General features: G+C 66.0%; 27 protein-coding genes, 1 pseudogene and 2 CRISPR repeat arrays. All 28 genes and pseudogenes read right to left on the bottom strand.

The window, feature by feature from the left end:
- Positions 1-169: 169 nt before the first annotated feature.
- Positions 170-1,012, bottom strand: coding sequence for a type I methionyl aminopeptidase (gene map / locus FHS42_RS25155; RefSeq protein WP_184575711.1), 843 nt, complete (start codon positions 1,010-1,012; stop codon positions 170-172).
- Positions 1,013-1,170: 158 nt separating this feature from the next.
- Positions 1,171-1,827 carry an adenylate kinase gene (locus FHS42_RS25150; protein WP_184575709.1) on the bottom strand — a complete coding sequence of 219 codons (657 nt, stop codon included), beginning with the start codon at positions 1,825-1,827 and terminating at the stop codon, positions 1,171-1,173.
- Positions 1,827-3,140 carry a preprotein translocase subunit SecY gene (gene secY / locus FHS42_RS25145; RefSeq protein WP_184575707.1) on the bottom strand — a complete coding sequence of 438 codons (1,314 nt, stop codon included), beginning with the start codon at positions 3,138-3,140 and terminating at the stop codon, positions 1,827-1,829. Before secY ends, FHS42_RS25150 begins: the two co-directional genes overlap by 1 nt.
- A gap of 201 nt (positions 3,141-3,341) precedes the next feature.
- A complete protein-coding gene (gene rplO, locus FHS42_RS25140; RefSeq protein WP_184575705.1) occupies positions 3,342-3,806 on the bottom strand; it encodes a 50S ribosomal protein L15 in 465 nt (154 codons plus the stop codon).
- Positions 3,807-3,808: 2 nt separating this feature from the next.
- Positions 3,809-3,991 (bottom strand): 50S ribosomal protein L30, encoded by a 183-nt coding sequence (rpmD, locus tag FHS42_RS25135; RefSeq protein WP_176163515.1) that lies wholly within the window; start codon positions 3,989-3,991, stop codon positions 3,809-3,811.
- Entirely contained in the window at positions 3,991-4,590 is a 600-nt protein-coding gene (gene rpsE, locus FHS42_RS25130; RefSeq protein WP_184575703.1) for a 30S ribosomal protein S5, read from the bottom strand. The genes rpmD and rpsE overlap by 1 nt, the downstream gene beginning before the upstream one ends.
- Before the next feature lie 47 nt (positions 4,591-4,637).
- Positions 4,638-5,021: a 50S ribosomal protein L18 gene (gene rplR, locus FHS42_RS25125; protein ID WP_184575701.1), complete on the bottom strand. Its 384-nt coding sequence runs from the start codon at positions 5,019-5,021 to the stop codon at positions 4,638-4,640.
- A 3-nt stretch (positions 5,022-5,024) separates the two neighbouring features.
- Positions 5,025-5,564 (bottom strand): 50S ribosomal protein L6, encoded by a 540-nt coding sequence (gene rplF / locus FHS42_RS25120; protein WP_184575699.1) that lies wholly within the window; start codon positions 5,562-5,564, stop codon positions 5,025-5,027.
- 21 nt (positions 5,565-5,585) lie between these two features.
- On the bottom strand, positions 5,586-5,984 hold the full coding sequence (rpsH, locus tag FHS42_RS25115; protein WP_184575697.1) for a 30S ribosomal protein S8: 399 nt from the start codon (positions 5,982-5,984) through the stop codon (positions 5,586-5,588).
- A gap of 281 nt (positions 5,985-6,265) precedes the next feature.
- Complete coding sequence (locus tag FHS42_RS25110) at positions 6,266-6,451, bottom strand: type Z 30S ribosomal protein S14 (RefSeq protein ID WP_073492416.1); 186 nt, start codon at positions 6,449-6,451, stop codon at positions 6,266-6,268.
- A 2-nt stretch (positions 6,452-6,453) separates the two neighbouring features.
- Complete coding sequence (gene rplE / locus FHS42_RS25105) at positions 6,454-7,026, bottom strand: 50S ribosomal protein L5 (RefSeq protein WP_184575695.1); 573 nt, start codon at positions 7,024-7,026, stop codon at positions 6,454-6,456.
- Positions 7,026-7,349: a 50S ribosomal protein L24 gene (rplX, locus tag FHS42_RS25100; protein WP_184575693.1), complete on the bottom strand. Its 324-nt coding sequence runs from the start codon at positions 7,347-7,349 to the stop codon at positions 7,026-7,028. Before rplX ends, rplE begins: the two co-directional genes overlap by 1 nt.
- Before the next feature lie 3 nt (positions 7,350-7,352).
- Positions 7,353-7,721 carry a 50S ribosomal protein L14 gene (gene rplN / locus FHS42_RS25095; RefSeq protein WP_176163508.1) on the bottom strand — a complete coding sequence of 123 codons (369 nt, stop codon included), beginning with the start codon at positions 7,719-7,721 and terminating at the stop codon, positions 7,353-7,355.
- 102 nt (positions 7,722-7,823) lie between these two features.
- Positions 7,824-8,132 carry a 30S ribosomal protein S17 gene (gene rpsQ / locus FHS42_RS25090; protein WP_184575691.1) on the bottom strand — a complete coding sequence of 103 codons (309 nt, stop codon included), beginning with the start codon at positions 8,130-8,132 and terminating at the stop codon, positions 7,824-7,826.
- A complete protein-coding gene (gene rpmC, locus FHS42_RS25085; protein ID WP_184575689.1) occupies positions 8,132-8,356 on the bottom strand; it encodes a 50S ribosomal protein L29 in 225 nt (74 codons plus the stop codon). Before rpmC ends, rpsQ begins: the two co-directional genes overlap by 1 nt.
- Positions 8,356-8,775: a 50S ribosomal protein L16 gene (gene rplP / locus FHS42_RS25080; RefSeq protein ID WP_176163506.1), complete on the bottom strand. Its 420-nt coding sequence runs from the start codon at positions 8,773-8,775 to the stop codon at positions 8,356-8,358. The genes rpmC and rplP overlap by 1 nt, the downstream gene beginning before the upstream one ends.
- Before the next feature lie 5 nt (positions 8,776-8,780).
- Positions 8,781-9,638, bottom strand: coding sequence for a 30S ribosomal protein S3 (gene rpsC / locus FHS42_RS25075; protein ID WP_184575687.1), 858 nt, complete (start codon positions 9,636-9,638; stop codon positions 8,781-8,783).
- The gene (gene rplV / locus FHS42_RS25070) at positions 9,638-9,985 is read right to left on the bottom strand and encodes a 50S ribosomal protein L22 (protein WP_184575744.1); all 348 of its coding nucleotides are present in this window, start codon (positions 9,983-9,985) and stop codon (positions 9,638-9,640) included. Before rplV ends, rpsC begins: the two co-directional genes overlap by 1 nt.
- Before the next feature lie 43 nt (positions 9,986-10,028).
- Positions 10,029-10,310 (bottom strand): 30S ribosomal protein S19, encoded by a 282-nt coding sequence (gene rpsS / locus FHS42_RS25065; RefSeq protein WP_184575685.1) that lies wholly within the window; start codon positions 10,308-10,310, stop codon positions 10,029-10,031.
- A gap of 12 nt (positions 10,311-10,322) precedes the next feature.
- A complete protein-coding gene (rplB, locus tag FHS42_RS25060; RefSeq protein ID WP_184575683.1) occupies positions 10,323-11,159 on the bottom strand; it encodes a 50S ribosomal protein L2 in 837 nt (278 codons plus the stop codon).
- A 47-nt stretch (positions 11,160-11,206) separates the two neighbouring features.
- Positions 11,207-11,539: a 50S ribosomal protein L23 gene (gene rplW, locus FHS42_RS25055; protein ID WP_184575681.1), complete on the bottom strand. Its 333-nt coding sequence runs from the start codon at positions 11,537-11,539 to the stop codon at positions 11,207-11,209.
- Positions 11,539-12,213 (bottom strand): 50S ribosomal protein L4, encoded by a 675-nt coding sequence (gene rplD, locus FHS42_RS25050; RefSeq protein WP_184575679.1) that lies wholly within the window; start codon positions 12,211-12,213, stop codon positions 11,539-11,541. The genes rplW and rplD overlap by 1 nt, the downstream gene beginning before the upstream one ends.
- A gap of 8 nt (positions 12,214-12,221) precedes the next feature.
- Complete coding sequence (rplC, locus tag FHS42_RS25045; RefSeq protein WP_184575677.1) at positions 12,222-12,866, bottom strand: 50S ribosomal protein L3; 645 nt, start codon at positions 12,864-12,866, stop codon at positions 12,222-12,224.
- 13 nt (positions 12,867-12,879) lie between these two features.
- A complete protein-coding gene (gene rpsJ, locus FHS42_RS25040; RefSeq protein WP_003948644.1) occupies positions 12,880-13,188 on the bottom strand; it encodes a 30S ribosomal protein S10 in 309 nt (102 codons plus the stop codon).
- Between the two features lie 471 nt (positions 13,189-13,659).
- Positions 13,660-14,303 (bottom strand): annotated as a pseudogene (locus FHS42_RS25035) (Uma2 family endonuclease).
- 83 nt (positions 14,304-14,386) lie between these two features.
- Positions 14,387-14,659 (bottom strand): hypothetical protein, encoded by a 273-nt coding sequence (locus tag FHS42_RS25030; RefSeq protein ID WP_184575675.1) that lies wholly within the window; start codon positions 14,657-14,659, stop codon positions 14,387-14,389.
- 121 nt (positions 14,660-14,780) lie between these two features.
- A CRISPR array of direct repeats spans positions 14,781-15,053; the repeat unit is 29 nt; unit sequence GGGACCACCCCCGCATGCGCGGGGACCAC.
- 196 nt (positions 15,054-15,249) lie between these two features.
- Positions 15,250-15,942 (bottom strand): maleylpyruvate isomerase N-terminal domain-containing protein, encoded by a 693-nt coding sequence (locus tag FHS42_RS25025; protein ID WP_184575673.1) that lies wholly within the window; start codon positions 15,940-15,942, stop codon positions 15,250-15,252.
- 1 nt (position 15,943) lies between these two features.
- Positions 15,944-16,278: a CRISPR direct-repeat array (repeat unit 29 nt; unit sequence GGGACCACCCCCGCACGCGCGGGGACCAC).
- A gap of 190 nt (positions 16,279-16,468) precedes the next feature.
- Positions 16,469-17,821, bottom strand: a complete 1,353-nt coding sequence (locus FHS42_RS25020) for an NsdA family TPR-like regulatory protein (protein ID WP_184575671.1) — start codon at positions 17,819-17,821, stop codon at positions 16,469-16,471.
- Positions 17,822-17,826 lie beyond the last annotated feature (5 nt).

Raw genomic sequence — 17,826 nt, 5'->3', positions numbered from 1 at the left:
AGACGACACGACACGTCATCCCTGCCGCCGAAGCGCCGATCTCATTCCTGACCAGCGGAAACGCAGCGATCACCTTCGGAAAGACAACGGGTTCTCAAGCCAGCTCAAGCAGGCTCAAGCCAGCTCATGCAGGCTCGCGCCAGCTCAAGCAGGACCAGACGAGACGAGCTCAGCTCGCGGCGAGCGGGTCAGGCGCCGTCGTCACGCCGTACTCCGCCAGCTTCGCCTTGCCGCCGTCCACCGCGGTCAGCACCAGCGGGCCCTCATCGGTCAGCGCCACCGAGTGCTCCCAGTGGCTCGACCAGGAGCCGTCGTCCGTCTTGACCGTCCAGTCGTCAGCCAGCACATGCGTCGCGGCCGTACCCAGGCTCACCATCGGCTCGATGGCGATACAGAAGCCGGACACCAGCTTGGGGCCCTTGCCACGCTTACGACTCACATAGTTCAGCAGGTGCGGTTCCATGTGCATCTCGCTGCCGATGCCGTGCCCGCCGTAGTCCTCGACGATCCCGTACTTACCGGACGCGGGCCGCGGCTGCCGCCGGATGTAGCCCTCGATGGCCTTGGAGATGTCCACCAGCCGGTTGCCCTTGCGGACCGCGGCGATCCCGGCCCACATCGACTCCTCGGTGACCCGGCTCAGCTCGTGCAGCTCCGGCGCATGCCCCTCGCCGACGAAGGCGGTGAACGCCGCGTCTCCGTGCCAGCCGTCCACGATGGCGCCCGCGTCGATGGAGATGAGGTCACCGTCTCGCAGCACCGTCTCCGCGTCCGGGATGCCGTGCACCACCACGTCGTTCACCGACGTGCAAATGGTCGCGGGGAAGCCCCCGTAACCCAGGAAGTTCGACTTCGCACCGGCGTCCGCGAGCACCTTACGAGCGGCCTCGTCCAGATCCCTGGTGGTGGCGCCCACAACGGCCGCCTCGCGGCACGCCTGGTGAATGCGCGCGACGACCAGCCCCGCCTCGCGCATCTTCGCGATCTGCTCCGGGGTCTTGATCTCCAGCATGGGCTGCCTTCCGCCTTCTGTGATTCGTGCACATACAACAGTACGGCCGTGGTGCTCCACAGGAGCACCACGGCCGTACCACGTCACCACGCCGTCTCGCCCGGCATCCCGCCCCGTGACCGGGGGCCTTGCCAGGCCCGGTCACTCGACCGGGAGAACTACGCCGCCTTTTGCGGCAGTGCCTCCATCGCCCGCTGCGTCACATCGGCCACCTTGCCCAGCGCCGAGATCGTCACGACAAGGCCCTGGGCCTTGTAGAAGTCGATGATCGGCTCGGTTTCGCTGTGGTAGACCTCAAGACGCTTGCGGACCGTTTCTTCACTGTCGTCCTCGCGCTGGTACAACTCGCCACCACAGAGGTCACACACACCCTCACGCTTCGGCGGGTTGTACTGCACGTGGAAGGTGTGGCTGGAGTCCGTACGGCAGGTGCGCCGTCCGGCGATCCGCTTCACGACCTCCCCCTCCGGGACCTCCAGGTCCAGCACCGCGTCCAGTCGCTGCCCGGCCTCTACCAGAAGCTGGTCAAGGACCTTGGCCTGGTGCAGGTTGCGCGGGAAGCCGTCGAGCAGGAACCCCTGCTCCGCATCGGGCTGCGCCATCCGGTCCTTGGCCATGCCCACCGTGACCTCGTCCGGCACCAAGTGCCCGGCCTTCATGTACTCCTGGGCCTGCTGGCCCAGGGGCGTGCCCTGACTGATGTTCGCGCGGAAGAGGTCGCCCGTGGAAATGTGCGGGATCGACAAGTTCTTGGCGAGGTACGCAGCCTGCGTTCCCTTGCCCGCCCCGGGAGGCCCGACGAGGACGATTCGCATCAGCGGAGGAACCCTTCGTAGTGTCGCTGCTGAAGCTGGCTCTCGATCTGCTTCACCGTCTCCAGGCCCACACCCACGATGATGAGGATGCTGGTACCACCGAACGGGAAGTTCTGATTGGCGTTGAGCGTCACCAGCGCCACCGTCGGCACCAGAGCGATCAGGCCCAGGTACAACGAGCCGGGCCACGTGATGCGATTCAGAACGTAGCTCAGGTACTCCGCAGTGGGACGACCAGCCCGGATGCCCGGGATGAAACCACCATACTTCTTCATGTTGTCGGCGACTTCTTCGGGGTTGAACGAGATCGCGACGTAGAAGAAGGCGAAGAAAACGATCAGCAGGAAGTACGTGATGATGTAAACCGGGTGATCACCCGTCACGAAGTTGTTCTCTACCCACGTCGCCCATCCCGCATCGGAACCGCTGAACTGGGCGATGAGCGCCGGGATGTAGAGCAGTGACGAGGCGAAGATGACCGGGATCACACCCGCCTGGTTCACCTTCAGCGGGATGTAGGTCGAGGTTCCGCCGTAGGAACGGCGGCCGATCATGCGCTTCGCGTACTGGACTGGGATGCGCCGCTGCGCCTGCTCCACGAAGACCACGAGGCCGACCATCGCCAGACCACACAGGATGACGAGGCTGAACTCCAGCCAGCCGTCCATGATCTTGCCCTGCTGCCGGATCGCCCACAGCGCGCTGGGGAAGCCCGCGGCGATGGAGATGAACATCAGGATGGACATGCCGTTACCGATGCCCCGGTCGGTGATGAGCTCACCGAGCCACATCACCAGGGCGGTGCCCGCGGTCATCGTGATGACCATCGTGATCGTCACGAAGATTGAGTCGTCGGGGACGATGCTGTCGCTCACCGAGCAGTTCTGGAACAGCGAACCGCTGCGCGCGGTGGCTACCAGGCCGGTTCCTTGCAGGATCGCGAGCGCAACCGTCAGATAACGGGTGTACTGCGTGATCTTCCCCTGCCCGGACTGCCCTTCCTTCTTCAGGGCCTCAAGGCGGGGGATCACCACCGTCAGCAACTGAAGGATGATGCTCGCCGTGATGTACGGCATGATCCCTAGCGCAAAGATGGTGATCTGCAACAGCGCGCCACCGCTGAACATGTTCACCAGGCCGAACAAGCCCTGCTGGGCCTCGGCCTGGTCCATGCACTCCTGGACATTCGTGTAATCGACGCCGGGAACCGGAATGTGCGCTCCGGCCCGATACAGCACGATGATGCCCAGTGTGAAGAGCAGCTTCTTGCGCAGGTCGGGCGTCTTGAACGCTCGGGCGAACGCGGTGAGCACGGTGCCTCCTGCGCCCCCCGCGACAAGCGCGAGAGGTGACGGTCTTGGGGATCGACAAATAGAAATCAGTCAAAACCCGCGCGGACACAGGCCACGCGGAGGGTAACAGCGCACGCCACCTTACCGGCGACTGGGCCCCCCTAGGAACGACCAACCGGGGATGCCCCTGTGAAGGGACATCCCCGGTAGGTTGTCACAGACTCAGAGAAGCTCGGTGACGGAGCCGCCAGCAGCGGCAATCTTCTCCTTGGCGGAGCTGGAGACGGCGTCCACCGTCACCTGCAACCCCACGGAAATCTCGCCGGCGCCAAGCACCTTGACGAGCTCATTCTTACGCACCGCGCCCTTGGCGACCAGATCGGCCACCGTGACCTCGCCACCCTGCGGGTAAAGCGACGCCAGCTTCTCCAGGTTGACCACCTGGAACTGCTTGTGGGCAGGGTTCTTGAAGCCCTTCAGCTTCGGAAGACGCATGTGGAGGGGCATCTGCCCGCCCTCAAAGCGCTCCGGAACCTGGTAACGGGCCTTCGTGCCCTTGGTGCCACGACCGGCCGTCTTACCCTTCGACGCCTCACCACGACCCACACGGGTCTTGGCAGTCTTGGCGCCGGGGGCGGGACGGAGGTTGTGGACCTTGAGCGGCTTGCTCTCCGAAGAACTAGCCATGATCAGTCAACCTCCTCAACCGTCACGAGGTGGCGGACGGTCTTCACCATGCCGCGGAACTCGGGGCGGTCTTCCTTGACAACCACGTCACCCAGCCGCTTCAGGCCGAGCGAACGCAGGGTGTCGCGGTGGTTCTGCTTGCTACCGATGTACGACTTCGTCTGCGTGACCTTGAGGCGAGCCATTACGCACCCACCCCGGCACGCGCCCGCAGCAGAGCTGCGGGGGCGACGTCCTCCAGCGGCAGACCACGACGGGCGGCGATCTCCTCGGGACGCTGAAGCCCCTGGAGAGCCGCACGCGTGGCGTGCACGATGTTGATCGGGTTCGACGAACCGAGCGACTTGCTGAGCACATCGTGAATGCCCGCGCACTCCAGCACGGCACGCACCGGGCCACCGGCGATAACGCCGGTACCGGGCGAAGCCGGCTTCAGCAGCACGACACCCGCGGCCTCCTCACCCTGGATCGGGTGCGGGATGGTGCCCTGAATCCGGGGGACCTTGAAGAAGTTCTTCTTGGCCTCCTCAACACCCTTGGCGATGGCGGCCGGAACCTCCTTCGCCTTCCCGTATCCGACACCTACGGTGCCGTCACCGTCACCTACCACGACCAGCGCGGTGAAGCTGAAGCGACGACCACCCTTCACGACCTTGGCGACGCGGTTGATCGCGACAACGCGCTCAACGTACGCGGTCTTCTCGGCAGCACCGCCGTCCCGGCCCTTCCGGTCCCGCCGCTCGCCGCCACCGGCGCCGCCACCGCGGCGCTGGGGTCCAGCCATTGGATTTACCTCTCTCTGTTACGGTCCGCTAGCTCCGGAACCGGGGCTTAGAACTTCAGCCCGGCTTCGCGGGCGGCGTCCGCCAGAGCGGCGATGCGCCCGGCGTACTGGTTGCCACCGCGGTCGAACACCACGGCCTCGACGCCGGCGGCCTTGGCACGCTCGGCGACCAGGGCCCCGACCTGCTTGGCCTGGGCGCTCTTGTCGCCTTCTCCACCACGGATCGACACGTCCAGACTCGACGCCGACGCGAGCGTATGGCCCGCAATGTCGTCGACAATCTGCGCCACCATGTGGCGGTTGGAACGCGTGACCACGAGACGGGGACGCTCGGTCGTACCCGAGATCCGCTTGCGAACGCGGATGTGGCGCCGCTTGAGGGCGGCACCCTTACGGGCATTGCCCTTCGCGATCTTCACACCGTATGCCATGGCTTACTTACCAGCCTTTCCGACCTTGCGGCGGATGACCTCGCCCGCGTACTTAACGCCCTTGGCCTTGTACGGGTCGGGTTTCCGCAGCTTGCGGATGTTCGCGGCAACCTCGCCGACCTTCTGCTTGTCGATCCCCTCGACGCTGAGCTTGGTCGGGGACTCGACCTTGAAGGTGATGCCCTCGGGGGCCTCGATCAGGATGGGGTGGCTGTAGCCCAGCGCGAACTCCAAGTTGGAGCCCTTCGCTTGGACGCGGTAGCCGACACCGCTGATCTCAAGAGCCTTGCTGTAGCCCGCGGTCACGCCGGTGATCATGTTCGCCACCAGCGTCCGGGACAGGCCGTGCAGGGCCTTGTTCTGACGCTCGTCGTTGGGGCGTGTGACGCTGAGCACGCCGTCCTCGCCCTTAGCGATCTCGATGGGCGCGGCAACGGTGTGGCTGAGGGCGCCCTTGGGGCCCTTCACCTGAACCGTGCGGCCATCGATGGTGACGTCCACACCAGCGGGAACCTGGATGGGCAGCCGTCCAATACGCGACATTGGCTATTCCTCCGTTCCCGGTTACCAGACGTAGGCGAGGACTTCCCCACCCACGCCCTTCTTCTGTGCCTGCTGGCCGGTGAGCAGCCCGTGCGACGTGGAGATGATCGCCACGCCCAGGCCGCCGAGCACCTTCGGCAGGTTGGTGGACTTTGCGTAGACCCGCAGGCCCGGCTTTGAAATGCGCTTGATGCCAGCGATCGAACGCTCACGGTTCGGGCCGAACTTCAGCTCAAGGACGAGGTTCTTACCAACCTCGGCGTCCTCGACCTTCCAGCCGGTGATGTAACCCTCCTGCTGGAGGATTTCCGCGATGTGAGACTTGATCTTGCTGTGCGGCATCAAGACATCGTCGTGGTAAGCCGAGTTCGCGTTCCGCAGACGAGTCAGCATGTCCGCGATGGGATCAGTCATGGTCATGAATTGGCCTTCGGCCTCTCTCGCCGGGGTTTCCTATCTGTGCCATCCCTCTCCCCGAGTCAGATCGGGACGGGTGCGGCGCGGGGACCTTCGGCGTAGTAAGCGACTTCTTGCGGGCTCAGTGCCCGCAGCGGTCTCGGGCGGCAGGGCGCCCAACCCTCTTACCTTACGGGAAGAAGAGCGGGGCACCCACCGACCGAATACTTACCGAGAGCTCTGGGAAATCCGTTGTACCACTCCGGTGCCCGCCCCAAGGGGCGTTCACCAGGCGTGGAACGGGACTACCAGGAGCTCTTGGTTACGCCCGGCAGCTCGCCGCGGTGGGCCATCTCACGAAGGCACACACGGCACAGGCCGAACTTGCGGTAGACGGAGTGCGGCCGGCCGCAGCGCTGGCAGCGGTTGTACCCGCGGACAGCAAACTTCGGCTTGCGGGCGGCCTTAGCGATCAGAGCCTTCTTCGCCACGGTCAGTTCTCCTTGAACGGGAAGCCGAGGTGACGAAGCAGAGCACGGCCCTCATCGTCATTCTGGGCGGTCGTCACCACGGTGATGTCCATGCCCCGGACCCGGTCGATCTTGTCCTGGTCGATCTCGTGGAACATGACCTGCTCCGTGAGACCGAAGGTGTAGTTACCCCGGCCGTCGAACTGCTTCGGCGACAGGCCACGGAAGTCACGGATACGCGGCAGCGCGAGCGACAGCGTACGGTCCAGGAACTCCCACATCCGGTCACCGCGGAGGGTGACGTGGGCACCGATCGGCTGACCCTCACGCAGCTTGAACTGCGCGATGGACTTGCGAGCCTTGGTGACGGCCGGCTTCTGACCAGTGATCGTGGTGAGGTCGCGGATGGCGCCCTCGATCAACTTGGAGTCACGGGCGGCGTCGCCCACACCCATGTTGACCACGATCTTGGTGAGACCGGGAACCTGCATGATGTTCTCGTACGAGAACTGCTCACGCAGCTTGCCGACGATCTCTTCGCGGTAGCGCTGCTTCAGGCGAGGCGTGCTCGGCGCGCTTGCAGTGGTGGCAGTCATCAGATGTCCTCACCGGTCCGCTTGGCAACGCGGATCTTGTTGCCCTCGTCATCGAAGCGGTACCCGACGCGGGTGACGACCTTCTGGCCGTCCTTCTCCACCACGAGCTGGACGTTGCTCACGTGGACGGGGGCCTCGGTCGTCACGATGCCACCGGTCTTCGAACCACGAGCGCTCTGACCGGCCTTGGTGTGCTTCTTGACCCGGTTGACACCCTCGACCAGAACACGGTCCTCGCGGGGGTAGGCCACGATGACCTTGCCCTGCTTGCCCCTGTCCTTACCGGTGATGACCTGGACCAGGTCGCCCTTCTTGATCTTCATCGGTTACAGCACCTCCGGCGCGAGCGAGACGATCTTCATGAACTTCTTCTCGCGCAGCTCACGGCCGACCGGGCCGAAGATACGGGTGCCGCGGGGGTCACCGTCGTTCTTCAAAATGACGGCGGCGTTCTCGTCGAAGCGGATGTACGAGCCATCGGGGCGACGGCGCTCCTTGACGGTGCGCACGATGACCGCCTTGATGACGTCACCCTTCTTCACGTTGCCACCGGGGATCGCATCCTTGACGGTGGCGACAATGACGTCACCGATGCCCGCGTAGCGGCGACCGGAACCACCGAGAACACGGATGCAAAGGATTTCCTTCGCACCAGTGTTGTCGGCGACGCGCAGTCGCGACTCCTGCTGGATCACGTCTATCTCCTGATCGTCTGCCGGTTCCCGGCAGGGACTTGATGACTCAAGTCCCTGCCGAGCCTGGCGGAACTATTCCGAGGGGGTCCCCCTCGGAGGGGATTACTTGGCCTTTTCGAGGATCTCGACGATGCGCCAGCGCTTCGTCGCAGACAGCGGCCGGGTCTCCATGATGATGACCCGGTCACCGACGCCCGCGGCGTTCTGCTCGTCGTGCGCCTTGAGCTTGTTCGTACGACGGATGACCTTGCCGTACAGCGCGTGCTTGACGCGGTCCTCAACGGCGACGACGACGGTCTTGTCCATCTTGTCACCGACGACCAGACCCTCACGGGTCTTGCGGAAGCCACGGTTGATCCCCGCGGCAGAGCCGCCGGCGTTCTCAGTCTCAGTCACATTCGTCTCGCTCATCAGGCGCTCTCCACCGTCTCGATGCCCAGCTCGCGCTCACGCATCAGGGTGTAGATCCGGGCGATGTCCTTGCGGACGGCCTTCAGCCGGCCGTGGTTTTCCAGCTGTCCGGTCGCCGCTTGGAAGCGGAGGTTGAACAGCTCCTCCTTGGCCTCGCGCAGCTTGTCGACGAGATCCTCGTCGTTCAGCTCGCGCAGCTCGGTCGCCTTGGTACCGGCCGCCATCACGACTCACCTGCCTCGCGCCGGACGATCCGGCACTTCATCGGAAGCTTGTGGGCGGCGCGGGTTAGCGCCTCCTTAGCGACCTTCTCGTTCGGGTAGGACAGCTCGAACATCACCCGACCTGGCTTGACGTTCGCGATCCACCACTCCGGCGAACCCTTACCGGAACCCATGCGGGTTTCGGCGGGCTTCTTCGTCAGCGGCCGGTCCGGGTAAATGTTGATCCAGACCTTGCCGCCACGCTTGATGTGGCGGGTCATCGCGATACGAGCGGCCTCGATCTGGCGGTTCGTCACGTACGCCGGGGTAACGGCCTGAATGCCGTACTCGCCGAACGCAAGCTCCGTCCCACCCTTGGCCATACCCGACCGCTTCGGGTGGTGCTGCTTGCGGTGCTTGACCCTGCGAGGGATCAGCATGTCGGTCAGGCCTCCGTTCCAGTGGTCTCCGCCGGAGCAGCGGCGGCGGGCGCCTCGGCCTTGGGGGCCTCGGCAGCCGGAGCCGACTGCTGCTGCGGCTTGCGGCCTCGGCCGCCACGCTCGCCACCACGGCCACCACGGGCCGGGCGCTCGTTGCCACCGCCACCGCCGCCGCCACCACCACGCGCGGGGCGGTTGCCCGCACGGGCCGCAGCGTTCTCGGCGCGGACCTCGGCGATGTTCTTGACGTCGCCCTTGTAGATCCAGACCTTCACACCGATGCGGCCGAAGGACGTCTTGGCCTCGAAGAAGCCGTAGTCCACGTTGGCGCGCAGGGTGTGCAGGGGCACCCGACCCTCGCGGTAGAACTCCGAGCGGGACATCTCGGCGCCGCCGAGGCGACCACCACACTGAATCTTGATGCCCTTGGCGCCCGCCTTCATCGTCGATTGCATGCTCTTACGCATGGCACGACGGAAGGAAACACGCGAGGAGAGCTGCTCGGCGACGGCCTGGGCCACCAACTGAGCGTCCGTCTCCGGGTTCTTCACCTCAAGGATGTTGAACTGGATCTGCTTGCCGGTGAGCTTCTCCAGGTTGCCCCGGAGCCGGTCGGCCTCCGCGCCACGACGGCCGATGACAATGCCCGGCCGGGCGGTGTGGACGTCCACGCGGACCCGGTCCCGGGTGCGCTCAATCTCGACCTTGGAGATGCCGGCCCGCTCCATGCCCTGTGTGAGCATCTTGCGGATCGCGACGTCTTCCTTGACGTAGTCCTTGTACAGCTTGTCGGCATACCAACGGGACTTGAAGTCCGTGGTAATACCGAGCCGGAACCCGTGCGGGTTTACCTTCTGGCCCATTACCGGGTTCCTTCCTTGCTGCTGACGACCACGGTGATGTGGCTGGTCCGCTTGCGGATCCGGTAGGCGCGGCCCTGGGCGCGCGGACGGAACCGCTTCAGGGTCGGGCCCTCGTCGACAAAGGCCTCAGAAATGACGAGGCTGCCGGCGTCGGTGTGGTCGTAGTTGTGCGCGGCGTTGGCAATGGCGCTGTCGAGCACCTTGCCGACCGGCACGCTCGCGGCCTGCGGGGCGAAACGCAGGACCGCCTGAGCCTCCGTGGCATCCATGCCACGGATAAGGTCCACCACGCGGCGGGCCTTCATGGGCGTAACGCGGATGTACCGCGCCTGGGCCCTGGCTTCCATGGTTGTCCCTTCGGTGTCTGTCATAGTCTTCGCTTTCCGCAGATCAGCGACGACGCGACTTGCGGTCGTCCTTCTCATGGCCGCGGAAGGTGCGGGTCGGCGCAAACTCGCCGAGCTTGTGGCCGACCATCGACTCGGTGACGAACACCGGGACGTGCTTACGGCCGTCATGCACCGCGATCGTGTGGCCGAGCATGACCGGGACGATCATGGAGCGGCGGGACCAGGTCTTGATGACGTTCTTGGTGCCTGCTTCGTTCTGTACGTCCACCTTCTTGATCAGGTGGTCGTCGACGAAGGGCCCCTTCTTGAGACTGCGCGGCATCTAAACCCGCTCCTAGCGCTTCTTGTTCGTCTTGCGGCGGCGGACGATGTACTTGTTGCTGGCCTTCTTCGGCGAGCGCGTACGGCCCTCCTTCTGACCCCACGGCGAGACCGGGTGGCGACCACCGGAGGTCTTGCCCTCACCACCACCGTGCGGGTGGTCTACGGGGTTCATCACGACGCCGCGGACGGTCGGGCGGACGCCCTTCCAGCGCATGCGGCCGGCCTTGCCCCAGTTGATGTTCGACTGCTCGGCGTTGCCGACCTCGCCAACAGTGGCGCGGCAGCGGACGTCAACCAGACGGATCTCACCAGACGGCATACGCAGGTGGGCCATGGAGCCTTCACGCGCCAGCAGCTGCACGGAGACACCAGCGGAGCGGGCGAACTTCGCACCGCCGCCGGGCCGCAGCTCGATGGCGTGGATGACCGTACCGACCGGGATGCTGCGCAGCGGCAGGTTGTTGCCCGGCTTGATGTCGGCCCCAGGGCCGTTCTCAATCCGGTCACCCTGCTTCAGGCCAGCGGGGGCGATGATGTAGCGCTTCTCGCCGTCCGCGTAGTGCAGGAGCGCGATGCGCGCAGTGCGGTTGGGGTCGTACTCAATGTGTGCGACCTTCGCCGGGACGCCGTCCTTGTCATGACGGCGGAAGTCGATTACGCGGAACGCGCGCTTGTGTCCGCCACCTTGGTGGCGAACGGTCACACGACCGGCGTTGTTACGACCGCCCTTGCTGTGCAGCGGGCGGACCAGCGACTTCTCCGGCGTGGACCGCGTGATCTCGACGAAGTCGGCGACGCTGGAGCCACGACGGCCCGGAGTCGTCGGCTTGTACTTGCGGATACCCATTTCTCAGTCCTCGGAAGATTCCGGACTTCTGGACGTTCCGATCTCCGTTAGGAGACCGGGCCGCCGAAGATGTCGATACGGTCGCCCTCGGCGAGGGTCACGATGGCGCGCTTGGTGTCCTTGCGCTTGCCGAAACCGGTCTTGGTCCGCTTGCGCTTACCCTGCCGGTTGATCGTGTTGACCCCGGTGACCTTGACCGAGAAGACCGCCTCGACGGCCTGCTTGATCTGGGTCTTGTTCGCGCGCGGGTCAACGATGAACGTGTACTTGTTCTCGTCGAGCAGCGCGTAGCTCTTCTCGGAAACCACCGGCTTGACCAGGATGTCACGGGGGTCCGTGTAGGTCTTGCTGGTGATGATCTCCGCGGTTGCCTCACTCATCAGGCGTCGCTCCCTTCGAGCTCAGCCTCGGAAGCGACAGCCTTGGCCGACGCAACAGGACCGGCCACGAAGGACTCGAAGGCAGCCTGAGTGAAGACCACGTCGTCGGAGACGAGCACGTCGTACGTGTTCAGCTGGCCCGGCTCCAGGATGTGCACCTGGGGCAGGTTGCGGGCGGACAGCCACGCGGCCTCGTCGGACCGATCGACGACGAGCAGCAGGTTCTTACGCTCGCTGATCTTGCCGAACAGGCTCTTCGCGGCCTTGGTGGAGACCCCGCCATCGACCACGCCAGAGACGACGTGGATGCGGCTGTGACGCGCCCGGTCGGAGAGGGCACCGCGCAGGGCGGCGACCTTCATCTTCTTCGGGGTGCGCTGCGAGTAGTCGCGCGGCACGGGTCCGTGCACGACGCCACCACCGGCGAACTGCGGCGCGCGGGTCGAACCCTGACGGGCGCGGCCGGTGCCCTTCTGGCGGTAAGGCTTGCGGCCACCGCCGCGGACCTCGCCACGGGTCTTGGTCTTGTGCGTGCCCTGTCGGGCAGCGGCCAGCTGGGCGACGACAACCTGGTGGATCAGCGGAATGCTGACCTGCACGTCGAAGATCTCCGTGGGGAGTTCGACGGTCCCGGCCGTGTCGCCTGCCGGCGAAAGGATGTTAATGGTGCTCATCGGTTACCTCAGGCCCCCTTGGACGCGGTACGGACCAGGACGAGGCCGCCGTTCGGACCAGGAACCGCGCCCTTGATCAGGAGCAGGCCCTTCTCCGCGTCAACGGCATGGACGGTCAGGTTCTGGGTGGTGACCCGCTCGTTGCCCATGCGGCCAGCCATGCGCATGCCCTTGAACACGCGGCCCGGGGTGGCGCAGCCACCGATGGAGCCAGGCGAACGGTGCTTGCGCTGCGTGCCGTGACCGGCGCCGAGGCCAGCGAAGCCATGGCGCTTCATGACACCGGCGGTGCCCTTGCCCTTGCTGGTGCCGGTCACATCGACCTTGACACCGGACTCGAACACCTCGGCGGTGACCTCTTGGCCGAGCGTGTACGCGCTGGCATCAGCGGTACGCAGCTCCACCAGGTGGCGGCGCGGGGTCACGTCCGCCTTGGCGAAGTGGCCCTTGAGGGGCTTGTTCACCTTGCGCGGGTCGATCTCGCCGAAGGCGATCTGGACGCCGTTGTAGCCGTCCGAGTCAGCGGTGCGGACCTGGGTCACGACGCAAGGCCCTGCCTTGACGACGGTGACCGGAACAACGCGGTTGTTCTCGTCCCACACCTGCGTCATACCGAGCTTCTCGCCCAGGACGCCCTTGATCTGCTTAGCCATCTCGCGCGTCACCTCAGAGCTTGATCTCGATATCGACGCCCGCCGGCAGATCGAGACGCATGAGCGAGTCAACGGTCTTCGGCGTGGGGTCAAGGATGTCGATGAGGCGCTTGTGCGTGCGCATCTCGAAGTGCTCGCGCGAGTCCTTGTACTTGTGCGGCGACTTGATGACGCAGTACACGTTCTTCTCAGTGGGCAGCGGCACCGGGCCCGCGACCGACGCACCAGTCCTGGTCACCGTCTCGACGATCTTCTTCGCCGAAGAGTCGATGACCTCGTGGTCGTAGGCCTTGAGCCGGATGCGGATCTTCTGTCCCGCCATGGCTACTTTGTAGTCCTGTCTCTCGTAACGCTCTGGGACCCGGTGCGTTCGCGGCTTTTCCCCGACCCCCGAGGTCGGGCGTGTCGCGCCCCTTCTCGTAAATCTCCACAGGAAAAATCCCTAGTGAAGGGGGTTGTGGGGGGAAAGTCACCCACCGGGTGCCTGGCTGGAGCCCCGTTAACACTTCCCGGAAGATTCCCGTACTTCCGCCCCTGCGCCTTGCGGCACACAGCATGGGGCGACGAGTACTGCGGGACTCGCTTCCAGTCCTCCCGGCGGGAGGCGCGCAAACATCGGCACTCAACCGAGCAACCTGAACAGTGTGCCATACGGGGCACGCCCGTCGCGAATCGAGCCTTGGAGGGTACCCCACGGCAGTGGCGACGAATCATCGGACGGGACCGCTGGCGCGAGGCGGGAGCGGGCCGGGGCATGGCCCCGGCCTGGGCTCCAGGCGCTTTGAGCCCGGGCTCAGCGGGATGCGGGCGGCGGAAGGCGGGCTACCGGCCCGCGCTCAGCAGGGCTGCCCCCGGCGAGATCAACATCGATGGTAAACGGAACCGACAGCTTAAGCCGCTCATGATGGATACCGGTGAGCCCGTACCCCTGGGTCACCGGGTCATGCTCGTACGTATGCACCACCGGCTGGTCCCCCTCACCAGCCATCTCCACCAGCCAAAAGTACGAAATGCCGGCCGCCGCGTACTTACGGGGCTAGGTATCCGATCCCTGGCTTCGGAGTCGGGCGAGACCACCTCCACGACGAGCAGCACATCGGCCGCCTCGAACCGGGTCCGCCGCGCGCTCGCCACGGCTTCCCCGCGCACGACGAACAGATCGGGCTCCGGTGCGGTACGGGCCCCGGCCCCCAGAACCACGGTCATCTCCCGCCCAACCACCAGATGATCAGGAACGGTCCGGCGCAGCCCGCTCTCCAGGAGGTACAGCGTCGCCATGTGGAACAGCCGCTGCGGGCCGGGGGAAACCAGGCTTCCGTCGATCAGCTCGGTGTGAGGCGGGAGGTCGGGCAGTGCGAAGAGATCGTCCACGGTGTAGGCGTCCGGCGGCGGCACCGGCCAGGGGTGCAGCGATTCGGCGGTCATGCGGCCTTCCATGGGCGCGCTCCTCAGCCGCTCACTACCGGTAGCGCTGCTCTACGCGTCAAGGCCGCTCGGACGGGGGATGAGACGGGGCGCGGCTAAGCGGTTCGCACCTTCGCGGCGGCCAGCCGGTAAGCATGGCGGAGGACGTCAGGGGCCTGGTCGAAGTCGGCGTCGCTGAGGCCGCAGCCGGTCAGATCCCGCAGCACGGCACGGTCAGCGGCAAGCCGCTCAGCGCGCTGGGCCTCGGTGGCCTGCTGAGCCAGCAACTCAACGTACCGCCCCACGCTGAGGCCCCGCTCCCGCGCAAGCTCGGCGAGATGGCCGCGCGTCTGCGGCGCAACGCGGATGGCCGTCGCCGCTCTGGCCATGGCGTCACCGTAGCCCCGCCGCGGCCTCCGCGGGGCGAGATCCGATTCCTTTTGGTGCTGTGGATTAGCCCCGCATGGGCGGGGACCACGCGCCCTCGCGTGTCATGGCGGAGCTCGGCCGAGGACCACCCCCGCATGCGCGGGGACCACAGCGCCGAGGAGGTGCCCCATGCCCTCTGTTGGGGACCACCCCCGCATGCGCGGGGACCACGCTCCTTACGACGGTGGGCCACACCATGCTTCGGGACCACCCCCGCATGCGCGGGGACCACAACTGCGCCCCCTTGATCGAAACGCGCCGCAAGGGACCACCCCCGCATGCGCGGGGACCACCGGGCAAATGTGGCAATCCATGTGCCAGCGGCGGGACCACCCCCGCATGCGCGGGGACCACAGTTCGCGACCTGCGGCTTTACCGAGCGCCGCCCCGGTTTTTACTCACTTCTTCAAACTTCGGCAATTTACGCAAACCACCCACTCCTCTCTCCTGGCCAATTGCTTCGCTGGCTACAAGCGACTGCGTCACCGCCCCACGCAGCCAGGAAACAAGCTCGACCGAGCCCCATGCGCCCTTTCGTCGCCGCGCAGTTTCAGAATGCCGCGATGGACCCCGGAGCCCGCTCCGCCCGACTCAGCGCACGCAGTACACCCGTCACCCCGTGGCGGCGCACTGCAAGCCGGGACAATAGGTCGATCACCGTTTCGGCGACCCTGGGCGGCAGGGCCGGGACCTCGATTTCCACGCTTACCGCCAGATCGTCCGCGTGCACCGCGAGCTCCATCATGCGCGTGACCAACAGGTCGTCGAGAGCAAGCGACCACGAACCCCACAGCGGGATACGCACCGGACGGTTCGCGACGGATGCGAGGCTGGCGCCCAGCTCGCCTACGGCGACGTCCATGCGCCCGGCCAACGCCTCCGCTCCCCCGGCCGCAGCCTGCTCGCCACCGCGCCGAATACGGACGTTGATCTCCTCGTCCACGCCCGCACCGATCCACTCCACCCGCGCGTAGTGCTCAAGCAGCGGCACCACCGGCTCCTGCGGCACGGGCTGCGCCAGGATCTCCGGAACAGCCAGCACCTGGTACGCCAAATGCCCCGCAAGCCCGGCCACACTGAACTCCGGAAGGGCGCTGGGCTCGTCCCACCTGGCGGCCACCGCGGGCTCCCGCAGTAGCCCTGCGCCCATGCGGGCTGTCGCTAGGAAGTCGCCCCGCAGGGGGGTTACACACTCGTTCCGGCTACTGCCCACACCGTCCACCTCGATCACCGCGCCTGCCATCTCGGACCATCCCCGCACGCGCGGGGACCACCCGCGCGCCAACTGCTCGATCCTGCGCCGCTTGGGACCACCCCCGCACGCGCGGGGACCACTGTGGCATCCACCAGCCCGCCATCACTCGCCCGGGACCACCCCCGCACGCGCGGGGACCACGGCAGGTGGCGGCGTGGGAGGCGCGGCTGGTGGGGACCACCCCCGCACGCGCGGGGACCACGCGGGCGACCCTCACAAGAGTTTTCGCGGCCCGGGACCACCCCCGCACGCGCGGGGACCACGTTCACCGCGCCGCCGTGTGGTTCGGCAACGGGGGACCACCCCCGCACGCGCGGGGACCACAGTTCGCGACCAGCAGCTTTACCGCGCGCCACCCCGGTTTTTACCCACTTCTTCGAACTCCGACATTCGCCGCGAATCCCTCAGCCTAAGCACTTCGCTCGCCTCCATCCCCAGCTTGTGGACAACCACGCTGCCGAGCACGCCGCAACCACGAACTCCTCCCGAACCGCAGCCCGGTGACGCGCCCGTTCTATACCACCGCGACGACTTCCCTTGCTCGCTCCTGGAAATCAGCGACGAGACGATGCGCGCCATACGGCGCCATACGGCGGTGCAGATCCTGCACCGCTTCGACGCATCGCGACGACTTCACCCGCTTGGCGAGACTGATGGTCCGCAGTCCCGCCGCATGCGCGGCTTCCAGGTCACGACGCTGCAAGTGAACCGCCGACAATGCTGCCTGAGACATCGCGCCGCGGCGCGCCCGGCTCTGGGTCTTCGCCGAGCGGATCGACACTCGTGCGTGAGCTTCCGCCCGGTCCGCATCACCCAGGTCCCGAAAGGTGTGGGCCCACTCGCCATGGATGTAAGCGCTGTCGATGAACTGCGCCCACTCCTGCTCCGCATTCGGAACTACGCGATCGAACGACTGCTGCGACTCTTCCACGGCCCGCCTGGCTGCCTTCTCCTGCCCGAGCTTGGCCAGGGCACGCGCCTCCAAGCACCACAGATCAGCCAAGCAGGCGGCAGACGACGACTTCCCGAGACCATGTCGCCCGGCTTGGGCGAGGCTGCGCCCCTCGGCGGGGTTACCCAGCAGGGTGGCCTGGTCTGCCATACCGGCCAAGATGTGTGCGCCGAGCGACGCGTTACGGGCCTCCTCGGCGAGCCGAAGCGACTGGATCAGATACCGCTGTGCAGTCCCGTGCTCACCATCGTCGTAGGCCATCCAGCCGAGCAAATAGGTCTGCTCAGCGGTCGCTTCACACAAAGCTCTGCGTACGTCCTCGGCATGGGTGCGCTGAAGAAGCGGATAGACATGTTGGGTCATGTACCGGGCGAGTGCGCGCCGACCGGCACCACCGCCTTGCAGCACGTCCACGCGCTGGAACTGGCCGAAAACATTGCGTACTGAGGTGACATCCTCAAGCCTCACGTGCGTCCGCGACTCAGGCTGCTGTTCCAGCGTGTTGAGCAGCCAGTCACGGGAGGGCCCAATAGCCGCCACGGCGGCGAAGGGCGCCACTGCTAAAAAATTACGACGATCCACGTCCGCGCTCCCCAGGTCGGCAACGGCTTCTACCGTAGCGGCGAGCATGGGGCTGTAGGTGAGGGTGCGCTCCGCGGCACTGCCCTCACCGAAGCCGAGGTCGTACGTCGTGAGGCGGTATCCGAGTGCGGACGAGACGACACTCGCGATGATCTCCGGTACCGGGGGGCGCGGCCGGTGCCCACCCCTCCAGCGCCGTACCGCAGTGGCGTCTGGCTGGACATGTGGCTGTCCACACACAGCAGCCACGACTTTGACACGGCGGGCGAGTTCGTTGTTGCTCATGCCAGTGCGGCGAAGAGCATCGGCGAGCTTCGCGTTCGGTGCGGTCATCTCAC

Origin of the sequence: Streptomyces zagrosensis (assembly GCF_014203645.1) — a bacterium.
GTDB classification, from domain to species: domain Bacteria; phylum Actinomycetota; class Actinomycetes; order Streptomycetales; family Streptomycetaceae; genus Streptomyces; species Streptomyces zagrosensis.
Note: the sequence above shows the minus strand (reverse complement) of the source record. Positions and strands in the feature narration are given on the sequence as shown.